Consider the following 10,296-nt stretch of genomic DNA (forward strand, 5'->3'; position numbering starts at 1 on the left):
CAGAAACCGGACACGGCAGGAACGAGAGAAGAGGACAGCAAGGATATGGACGGCAGAGAACACCGCTGGTACATGCTCGTCGCGTCACTGGTACCACTGCTCGCACTCGGCGCGGCCATGGTGCTGGCCTGGAACAACATCTTCGGCTGGACCGATGTGCTGGTCACCCTGATCATGTACGCGATATCGGGGCTCGGCATCTCCGCCGGGTACCACCGGATGCTGACGCACCGCGCGTTCGAGACGTACAAGCCGATACGCGTCGCGCTCGCCACGGCCGGCGTGCTGGCGGGCCAAGGGCCTCCGATCATCTGGGCGGCCCACCATCGCAAGCACCACCGGGTCGCCGACAAGGAGGGCGACCCGCACAGCCCCCATCTCGGCTTCGCACCCGGTTTCAGGGGCGCGATGACCGGCATGTGGCACGCGCACCTGGGATGGCTCTTCGACGAGGGGCTCAAGTCCGACCCCATCCGCTACTGCCCGGACCTGGTCCGCGAGAAGCCGCTGCGCTGGCTGAGCGAGAACTTCATCGCCGTCGTCGCCGCCGGCATCCTGCTGCCCGGCCTGCTGGCCTTCGCCATCACCGGGGGCTCCGTCGAGGCGCTGCTGACCGGCATCCTGTGGGGCGGCCTGGTGCGGATCTTCCTGATCAATCACATGACGTACGCGGTGAACTCCATCGGCCACTACTTCGGCAGCCGGCGGTTCGCCACCACCGACGAGTCCCGCAACGTCGCCTGGCTCGCCCTGCCGTCCTTCGGTGAGGCGTGGCACAACAACCACCACGCCTTCCCCCGCTCCGCGCGGCATGGGATGAAGTGGTACGAGGTCGATCTCTCGGCCGTCTTCATCTGGAGTCTGGAGCGGACCCGGCTGGCCTGGAAGGTCATCCGGATCGACCCCGAGCGGATGACGATGCGCGAGGCCGGAGTCAGCCGGGTCGAGGGCAGCAAGCTCAGCCGGGAGGAGCTGCTGACCGGGCAGCAGAGCATCGCCCCCATGGCGCACCGGTCGCGCGACGGTTCCGACATCTCCCTCGTGGACGTGGAGTAGCAGTGGCAGCCACCGGCACCGAACTGTGGGACCTGCTGCTGCGCGGCCGGTCCCGGGGAGTCCTGCACCACTGGGACGGGGAGGGCTTCGGGCACACCCCGTGGCGCGAGGTCGTGCGGGAGGCGCACGGCATGGCGGCCACGCTCCGTGCGGCCGGTGTGCGGCCCGGGACCCGGGTCGCCACCGTCCTGACCAACTCGGCGCACACCGTGCGCGGCCTGCTCGCGGTCTGGCTGGCCGGCGGCACCGTCGCGTCCTTCCCGCTGCCGGCCCGCGGCCAGACACCCGAGGAGTACGGGAGTCAGCTCACGCGGCTGACCGAGCGGCTCGATGCCACGGTGCTGCTGACGGACGAGACCATCGCGCCGATGGTGCCGGCCGGGCTGGCCGCGCGGCTCCCGGTCCGCAGTTGGACCTCGCTGTACGGCGGCGGGCACATCGACCCGTCGCCGCCCGGCCCGGAGGAGACCGCCTTCGTCCAGTATTCGTCCGGCAGCACCAGCGTGCCCAAGGGCTGCGCGCTCACCTCCCGCGCCATCGCGACGCACCTGCACATGCTCTACGACCTGGCGGACGGGCGCGTGGGCGACGAGACGATCGTCTCCTGGCTGCCGCTCTCCCACGACATGGGGATCTTCGGAACCCTGCTGAACGCCTGGGCGTTCGACTACGACTTCGTCCTCTCCTCCCCCGAACGCTTCGGGATGGCGCCGCGCACCTGGTTCCGGGACATGTCGGAGTTCGGCGCCACCATGTCCGCCGGCACCAACACCGCCCTGTACCTGGCGGCCAGGGCGCAGGGCCGCACGCCGCTGCCGAAGCCGCTCGCCCTCAAGGTCTTCGTCGTGGGCGCCGAGCGAGTGGACGCGGCGACCCTGGAGACCACCATGGCCGCGTTCGGGCCCTCGGGCCTGTCCCGGGCGGCGTTCATGCCGGCCTACGGCATGGCCGAGGCGACCCTGGCGGTCTCCAGCAGCAGGACGTGGCAGGAACCGTCCACCCGCAGCTTCGACGGGGCGGGGCTGATGGCCGGCGACATCACCGAGGTCCCCGACGGCACTCCGGGCGCCACGCGGCTGGTATCCAACGGAACGCCGCTTCCCGGGGTCACGGTGACCACGCAGGAGCCGGGCCGGGTCTCACAGCTCCTGGTCTCCTCCCCCAGTCTGGCCTCCGGCTACCTCGGTGACCCCGTGCAGACGGCCGAGCGGTTCCGGGACGGCGTGCTGCACACCGGCGACCTGGGCTTCGTCCACGAGGGCGAGGTGTACTTCGTCGGCCGGGCCGACGACCTGATCTCGGTAGGAGGGCGCAACGTCTACACCAGCGAGATCGAGTCGGCGGTCGAGTCGCTCGGCTCGGTCCGCACGGGGTGCTCGGCTCTGGTCGACGTGGCCGACGGCGGCGTCTCCCGGCTGGTCCTGTTGATGGAGCCCAAGCGGCGGAGCGACGACTTCCACCTGATCGCCGACCGGGCCGCCGCCGTCGCGCGTGAGAAGTCGGGCATCGCGCTCGCGGAGTGCGTCTTCGTCGAGCGCGGCCACCTGCCCCGGACCCCCAGCGGGAAGGTCCAGCGCTTCCGCTGCCGGGCCGCCCTGAGGCCGGGCGGGGACTCGTTCAAGACCCTGGCCCGGGTCCTCCTCGGCTGACCCGTCGACACCGTTCGAGAGAAGGATTCCATGCCGCAAGACGGCCCGGCTCAGCCATACTTCTTCACCTCCACAGAGATCACCGGCCGGGAGGACTGGCTTCGCCTGCACCTCAACGAGAACCCGTACGGCCCTCCGCCCGGCACGGTCGAGGACGTGTGCGCCGAGGCCTCCGACCACCTCAACCGTTACCCGGACAGCGAGTGCGCGGCGATGCGGGAGCGGCTGGCCGAGCACTTCCGGGTCGCCCCCGAGATGATCGCGCTCGGCAACGGCACCGATGAGCTGGTGCTGCTCGCCTCGCTGACGTTCCTGCGCGGGACCGGCGGCTTCGTCGCCACCACCGGCGGCACCTTTCCCGGCTACGTGACCTCGGCCGCGGCCGTGGGCGCGCGGACGCACACCGTCCCGTTGACGGGCGCGGCGATCCCGGTCGCCGGCCTCACGGCCGCCATGCGGCAGGGTGCCGCCCTCACGTTCGTCTGCAACCCGCTCAACCCCACCGGGGCGCTGCTGGACCGCGACGAGGTCCATGAGCTGATCGACACCGCCGAGAGCACCGGAACCGTGCTGGTCTTCGACGAGGCGTACATCGACTTCGCCGGCCCCGCCCACGAGTTCGCGCTGGAGGCGGTGCGGGAGGGGCGGCGGGTGCTGGTGACCCGCACCTTCTCCAAGGCGTGGGGCCTGGCCTCGGTGCGCGCGGGCTTCGCCGTCGGCCCACCGGACCTGATCGGGCAGCTCAACACCACCGCGATGGCGCTGCCCTTCAACGTCAACCGCCAGGCCCAGCGGGCGGTGCGGCGCGCCCTGGACGTACCCGAGTACCTGGACCGGGTGCGGGCGGACAACGCCAGGGTCAGGGAGCTGCTGTGCAAGACCCTGGACTCGCTGGGTCTCGGCTACTTTCCCTCGGCGGCGAACTTCGTGATGGCGCAGGTTCCGGGGAAGGGCTCCGAACCTGGCGACAGCGCCCGCTTCGCTGCCCGTCTCGCCGAGGAGCACCACGTCCTCGTCCGCGATCTGACCGCCCTCGGGCTGCCGGGCCTGCTGCGCATCTCGGTCGGTACGGAGGCGGAGGTCGAGCGCCTCGCCGCAGCTCTGACCCAGCTGCTCGGCCGACCGTGACCCGGTTCCGTGCCGAGTGCCGCCCGGCACGGAGCCCGATTCCGGCGCCGGATCGGCACACCTCACGAATGGAGCGGAGCAACCGGCCATGAGCCACTACAAGTCGAATCTGCGGGACCTGGAGTTCGTCCTCTTCGAGGTGCTGGGCCGCGCCGGGGCATACGGTCGGGGGGCGTTCGCCGCAACCGACCAGGAGACCGCGCGGGCCATGCTGGCCGAGGTCGAGCGCCTGGCCGTGCACCAACTGGCGGACGCCTCCGTGGCGGCGGACCGCACCCCGCCGGTCTACGATCCCGCGGCTCGCTCGGTCACGCTGCCCGACTCCTTCAAGCGCGCCTATCGGGCCTGGCTGGAGGGCGGCTGGCACCTGCTCGACCTGCCGGTGTCGCAGGGTGGGGCCGAGGTGCCGCCGTCGCTGCGCTGGGCGGTGGCGGAGCTGGCTCTGGGCGCCAACCCCGCGCTCTACCTCTATCAGGGGTTCGTCGGCTTCGCGCGAGTCCTCGACCGCCTGGGCAACCAGGAGCAACGGCAGCTCGCCCGGGTGATGGCCGAACGGCAATGGGGCGGCACCATGGTGCTGACCGAACCCGAGGCGGGCAGTGACGTGGGCGCCTGCCGGACCAGGGCGCGGCGGCAACCCGACGGGAGCTGGCACCTGGAGGGGGTCAAGCGGTTCATCACCTCCGGCGAGCACGATCTGGCCGAGAACATCGTCCACTTCGTACTCGCCCGGCCGGACGGCCACGGTCCCGGGACCAAGGGACTGTCACTGTTCCTGGTGCCCAAGTTCCGGATCGCCGAGCCGGCGACCGGCCGGCTGGGGGCCCGCAACGGGGTCTACGCCACCGCGCTGGAGGACAAGATGGGCCTCAAGGCCTCGGCCACCTGTGAACTCACCTTCGGGGCCGAGGAGCCGGCGGTCGGCATGCTGCTCGGCGAGGAGCACGACGGCATCCGGCAGATGTTCCAGATCCTCGAACAGGCCCGGATGATCGTCGGGACCAAGTCCGCGGCCACCTTGTCCACCGGATACCTCAACGCGGCCGCGTACGCGAAGGAGCGGGTGCAGGGCTCGGACCTGGCCGCCCTCGGCGACCGCTCCGCACCCAAGGTGCCCATCATCCGGCACCCGGAGGTACGGCGCTCGCTGCTGCTCCAGAAGGGCTTCGCGGAGGGGCTGCGCGCCCTGGTCCTCTACACGGCGACCGTGCAGGACCGGATCGCGTCGGCGCTCGCCGAGGGGAGCACCGACGAGGAGGCGACGGCTCTCAACGACCTGCTCCTGCCCGTCGTCAAGGGCTACAGCTCCGAACGCGCCTGCGAGCAGCTCAACCACGCCCTGCAGATTCTGGGCGGAGCGGGCTACATGAAGGACTTTCCGCTGGAGCAGTACATCCGCGACACCAAGATCGACACCCTGTACGAGGGAACCACCGCCATCCAGGGGATGGACTTCTTCTTCCGCAAGGTCGCCCGGGACCAGGGCTCGGCCCTGCACGCCCTGCTCGCCGAGGTGGAGAAGGAGGCGCGCAACGAGACGGGTGGCGGCCTGGCGGCGGAGCGTGCGCTGCTCGCGGAGGCGGTGGCGCAACTGCGCGCGATGGCAGACGTCATGGGCGCATGGCTGCTCCGTTCGCTGGAGGAGCCGACGGCCGTCCACCAGGTGGGGCGGAACACCACACGGCTGCTGATGGCGACCGGCGACGTGCTGCTCGGCTGGCTGCTGCTCCGTCAGGCAACGGTGGCCGAGGAGAAGCTGGCGACGTATCAGGATGACCGGAACAGCGCCGAGCACGCGTTCTGTCTGAGCAAGATAGCGACGGCCAGGTTTTTCGCACAGGAGGTGCTTCCGCTGCTCACCGTCCAACGCGCTCTCGCCGAACGCCAGGACAGCGTCCTGATGGAGCTGCCGGACGACGCCTGGTGACCAGGTACCGGGCACCGCGATCCGTCGGCTCGCCACCCGCGAAGCGCCCGGCCCCTCCAGGGCGTGTCTCACAGGTCCCGCCCTTCGGGCGGACGGCGCCACTTCCGAAGCACGCCCCAGGTCCCCTCATCGTCGCGCATGCAAGGAGCCGCTCGTGACCGAGTCCCACACCACCGTCCTCGCCCCGGGCCACCAGACGATGCTGCTGGCTCACCGCGCCATGGTGCGCGACCTTGAGCGCATCGGCCGCGCCGCCCGTGAACTGCCGGCGGTCAACGCCGAACGCACCGCCGCTCTGCGCGACTACGTGGAAAAGATCTTCCAGCTGATCGAGCACCACCACGAGGGCGAGGACGACTTCCTCTGGCCGAAGCTGCGCGAACGCGGCGCCGACGAGGAGGCGCTGGCCCTGATGACCGCCGAGCACGAGGAGCTCACCAAGGTCCTGCACACCTGGCACACGACGAGTCGGCGGCTCGGTACCGATGAGGCGGCCCCGGCTGAGCTGGCCACCCGGACGGATGAGCTGCGCGTGCAGCTCGCCAAGCACGCCGCCGACGAGGAACGCGAGCTGTCGGGACGACTGGCCCCCGCCCTGGACGACAGGACCTGGAAGGGCTTCGCGAAGCACATGCGCAAGACGGCACCGGTCTGGACACTGCGGTTCATGCCGGCCTGGCTGCTGTCCGCGGCGGGTCCCGGGGAGCGCGACGGTGTGCCCGGCGCACCGGTCGGGCGGCTGTTCAGCGGCTGGCTGGAGAAGAACCGGCTCGCCGCCTTCGGTGAGCACTACCGAACACACCGGCCAGGGGACTGATCCACCGGCGCCCGGCTCCGGCGCGCCGGAAACAACCGAACAACTGAACCGCCCGGTCACCGAACACTTCCAACTCGTGTGACCCCGGGTGGCGGTTCAGCACATCCCGAATGAGAGGGAATATCTATGCAAGTACCAATATATTCCCCGCCCCCGGGGCAGAAGGGAGGGGACGCGACGGGCCCCCCACCGTCGGCGCTCCTCGAAGCGGGCCGCCGTTGGATCGAGGAGTTCATCACCCGACCGCACGAGGGCACCAACAGGGAGGGCGCGGTCTGCCCCTTCGTGGAACCCGCGACGAGGGCGGGGACCTTCCTGCTGAGGGAGTGGGAGGTCGATCCGGAGATCGACACCGAGGGCCTGGTGCAAGTGGTGCGCCGGATGGCCGAGACGTTCGAGACCATCCGCTGGGAGGGCCGTAACCGCACCCTGCACACGCTGGTGCTGGTGCTCTCGGGTCTCCCCGAGCGGCGCTTCCGCCTGCTCGACGAGGCGCACCGCCTGGTCAAGCCCGAGCTGGTGGACAGGGAGCTGATGGCCGCGCAGTTCCATCCGCACTGCGACGAACGGGCCGCCCGCAACCCTGAGTTCCAGGTGGCCCGGGCTCCGGTGCCGATGCTCGCCATGCGCCGGATGGCCTTCCACGACGTGCTCTTCCTCGACTCCGATCCCGAGTGGTTCGCCGCCTACGAGAAGCGGTACGGCACACGGCACGAGCGGGGACCGGCCGTCGACCCGCTGTTCGCCGAGACGTACGCCGCGGCGCGGGACCGGTGGGACAGGGCCTGACCTCCCCGTCACCTCACCAGCGGTTCCCCACCGCGCGACGATCTCGAGAACGAGCCGCCCCGAGTCCCGTTCGACCTCGCGGGCGCCGGTGTCGCGCGGTTCGCCGGGTACGGCGGGCCGGGTCACGCCCCCGGGCATCAGGCCACCGGGCGGCGGGCTCCGCATGGAAGGATGGGCCAAAACGTAACGATCCGAGGAGCTGACCGGGTGCCTGGCACAAATCTGACCCGCGAGGAGGCGCAGCGGCGGGCGCGCCTCCTCACCGTGGACTCGTACGAGATCGACCTCGATCTCAGCGGTGCCCAGGAGGGCGGGACCTACCGGTCCGTCACGACGGTGCGCTTCGAGAGCGCGGACGCCGGGGCGGAGACCTTCATCGATCTGGTGGCGCCCGCCGTGCACGAGGTGGTGCTCAACGGCAAGGCACTGGACGTGGCCGCGGTGTTCCGGGACGCGCGCGTCGCGCTCCCCCATCTGCGGCAGGGCGCGAACGAGCTGACGGTGACCGCGGACTGCGAGTACACCAACACCGGTGAGGGTCTGCACCGGTTCGTCGACCCGGTCGACCAGCAGGCGTACCTGTACACGCAGTTCGAGGTGCCGGACGCGCGGCGCGTGTTCGCGTCGTTCGAGCAGCCGGACCTCAAGGCGACGTTCCGGTTCACCGTGACGGCCCCCGAGGGCTGGACGGTCGTCTCGAACTCGCCGACGCCGGAGCCCGAATCGAACGTGTGGCGTTTCGAGCCGACGCCGCGGATCTCGACGTACATCACCGCGCTGATCGTCGGCCCGTACCACTCGGTGCACAGCACGTACGAGAAGGACGGCCGGTCGGTGCCGCTCGGTGTCTACTGCCGGCCCTCGCTCGCCGAGTACCTGGACACGGAGGCGATCTTCGAGGTCACCCGGCTCGGCTTCGACTGGTTCCAGGAGAAGTTCGACTACGCGTACCCGTTCGCCAAGTACGACCAGCTGTTCGTGCCCGAGTTCAACGCGGGCGCCATGGAGAACGCGGGCGCGGTCACCATCCGCGACCAGTACGTGTTCCGCTCGAAGGTGACGGACGCGGCGTACGAGACGCGCGCCGAGACCATCCTGCACGAGCTGGCGCACATGTGGTTCGGCGACCTGGTCACCATGGAGTGGTGGAACGACCTGTGGCTGAACGAGTCGTTCGCGACGTACACCTCGATCGCGTGCCTCGCGCACGCGCCGGAGTCGCGGTGGCCGCACTCGTGGACGACGTTCGCCAACTCCATGAAGACCTGGGCGTACCGGCAGGACCAGCTCCCCTCGACGCACCCGATCATGGCGGACATCACCGACCTGGAGGACGTCCTCGTCAACTTCGACGGGATCACGTACGCGAAGGGGGCCTCCGTCCTCAAGCAGCTCGTCGCGTACGTCGGGCAGGACGAGTTCTTCCGGGGCGTGCAGGCGTACTTCAAGGCGCACGCGTTCGGGAACACGCGCCTGACCGATCTGCTGGGCGCGCTGGAGGAGACCTCCGGGCGTGATCTGAAGACCTGGTCGAAGGCGTGGCTGGAGACGGCGGGGATCAACGTCCTGCGGCCGGAGATCGAGCTGGACGAGTCCGGGCACGTGGCCTCGCTCGCCGTGCGGCAGGAGGCGCCCGCGCTGCCCCCGGGCGCCAAGGGCACACCGGTGCTGCGCCCGCACCGCATCGCGATCGGCTGCTACGACCTGGACGCGGACGGCAAGCTGGTCCGCACGAGCCGGATCGAGCTGGACGTCGACGGCGAGCTGACACAGGTGCCGTTCCCGCACAACACGCCGCGGCCCGCGGTGATCCTGCTGAACGACGACGACCTGTCGTACGCGAAGGTCCGCCTCGACGAGGAGTCGCTGCGGGTCGTCACCGCGCACCTCGGGGACTTCACCGAGTCACTGCCGCGCGCCCTGAGCTGGGCGTCGGCGTGGGACATGACGCGCGACGGGGAACTCGCCACCCGGGACTACCTGGCGCTGGTGCTGTCGGGCATCGCCAAGGAGACGGACATCGGCGTCGTGCAGTCGCTGCACCGTCAGGTGAAGCTCGCGCTGGACCTGTACGCGGCGCCGGAGTGGCGGGAGGCGGGGCTCTCGCAGTGGACGGAGGCCACGCTGGCACACCTGCGTACCGCGGAGCCGGGCAGCGACCACCAGCTGGCGTGGGCGCGCGCCTTCGCGGCGACGGCCCGTACCCCGCAGCAACTGGACGTGCTCCAGGGGCTGCTGGACGGTTCGGAGTCGGTCGATGGCCTGGCCGTCGACACGGAGCTGCGCTGGGCGCTCGTCCAGCGGCTGGCGGCGGTCGGTCTGCACGACGAGGAGGAGATCGCCGCGGAGTACGAGCGCGACCGTACGGCGGCGGGCGAGCGGCACGCGGCGGCGGCCCGCTCGGCGCGGCCGACCGCCGAGGCGAAGGCCGAGGCGTGGGCGTCGGTCGTGGAGTCCGACAAACTCCCGAACGCGCTCCAGGAGGCGGTCATCGGCGGCTTCGTCCAGACGGACCAGATCGAACTGCTGGCGCCGTACACGGAGAAGTACTTCGCGGCCGTCAAGGACGTGTGGGACTCGCGCAGCCACGAGATGGCGCAGCAGATCGCGCTGGGCCTGTACCCGGCGCTCCAGATCGCGCCGTCGACCCTGGACGCGACGGACGCCTGGCTGGAGTCGGCCTCCCCGAACGCCTCGCTGCGGCGTCTGATGTCGGAGTCGCGGGCGGGCGTGGAGCGCGCGCTGCGCGCCCAGGCGGCCGACGGGGCGGCGGGGTGAGGACGGCCTGACGGCCTGACGTCGGTCGGGGGGGGGGGGGGGGGCGGTGGGGGGGGGAGCCCCCCCCCCCCCCCCCCCTCCCCCCCCCCCCCCCCCGGCGACCTTCCACCTGCAAAGAAGGGGGGGGGGGGGGGGGGTTGGGAGGTTTTGTT

General features: G+C 70.8%; 7 protein-coding genes. All 7 read left to right on the plus strand.

The genetic code is table 11. The features are described from left to right. The first annotated feature begins 45 nt into the window (after positions 1-45). The gene (locus tag ACZ61E_RS28470) at positions 46-1,056 is read left to right on the plus strand and encodes an acyl-CoA desaturase (RefSeq protein ID WP_469702874.1); all 1,011 of its coding nucleotides are present in this window, start codon (positions 46-48) and stop codon (positions 1,054-1,056) included. A gap of 2 nt (positions 1,057-1,058) precedes the next feature. Then, positions 1,059-2,705: an AMP-binding protein gene (locus ACZ61E_RS28475; RefSeq protein WP_469702876.1), complete on the plus strand. Its 1,647-nt coding sequence runs from the start codon at positions 1,059-1,061 to the stop codon at positions 2,703-2,705. Between the two features lie 30 nt (positions 2,706-2,735). Further along, positions 2,736-3,833, plus strand: coding sequence for a pyridoxal phosphate-dependent aminotransferase (locus tag ACZ61E_RS28480; protein ID WP_469702877.1), 1,098 nt, complete (start codon positions 2,736-2,738; stop codon positions 3,831-3,833). Positions 3,834-3,921: 88 nt separating this feature from the next. After that, the gene (locus ACZ61E_RS28485) at positions 3,922-5,760 is read left to right on the plus strand and encodes an acyl-CoA dehydrogenase (RefSeq protein ID WP_469702879.1); all 1,839 of its coding nucleotides are present in this window, start codon (positions 3,922-3,924) and stop codon (positions 5,758-5,760) included. 154 nt (positions 5,761-5,914) lie between these two features. Continuing rightward, positions 5,915-6,577: a hemerythrin domain-containing protein gene (locus tag ACZ61E_RS28490; RefSeq protein WP_469702880.1), complete on the plus strand. Its 663-nt coding sequence runs from the start codon at positions 5,915-5,917 to the stop codon at positions 6,575-6,577. A 126-nt stretch (positions 6,578-6,703) separates the two neighbouring features. After that, positions 6,704-7,366 carry a DUF6875 domain-containing protein gene (locus ACZ61E_RS28495; protein ID WP_469702882.1) on the plus strand — a complete coding sequence of 221 codons (663 nt, stop codon included), beginning with the start codon at positions 6,704-6,706 and terminating at the stop codon, positions 7,364-7,366. A gap of 207 nt (positions 7,367-7,573) precedes the next feature. After that, complete coding sequence (pepN, locus tag ACZ61E_RS28500; RefSeq protein WP_469702883.1) at positions 7,574-10,144, plus strand: aminopeptidase N; 2,571 nt, start codon at positions 7,574-7,576, stop codon at positions 10,142-10,144. Positions 10,145-10,296: the final 152 nt, after the last annotated feature.

The organism is Streptomyces sp. NPDC104581, from assembly GCF_055583685.1.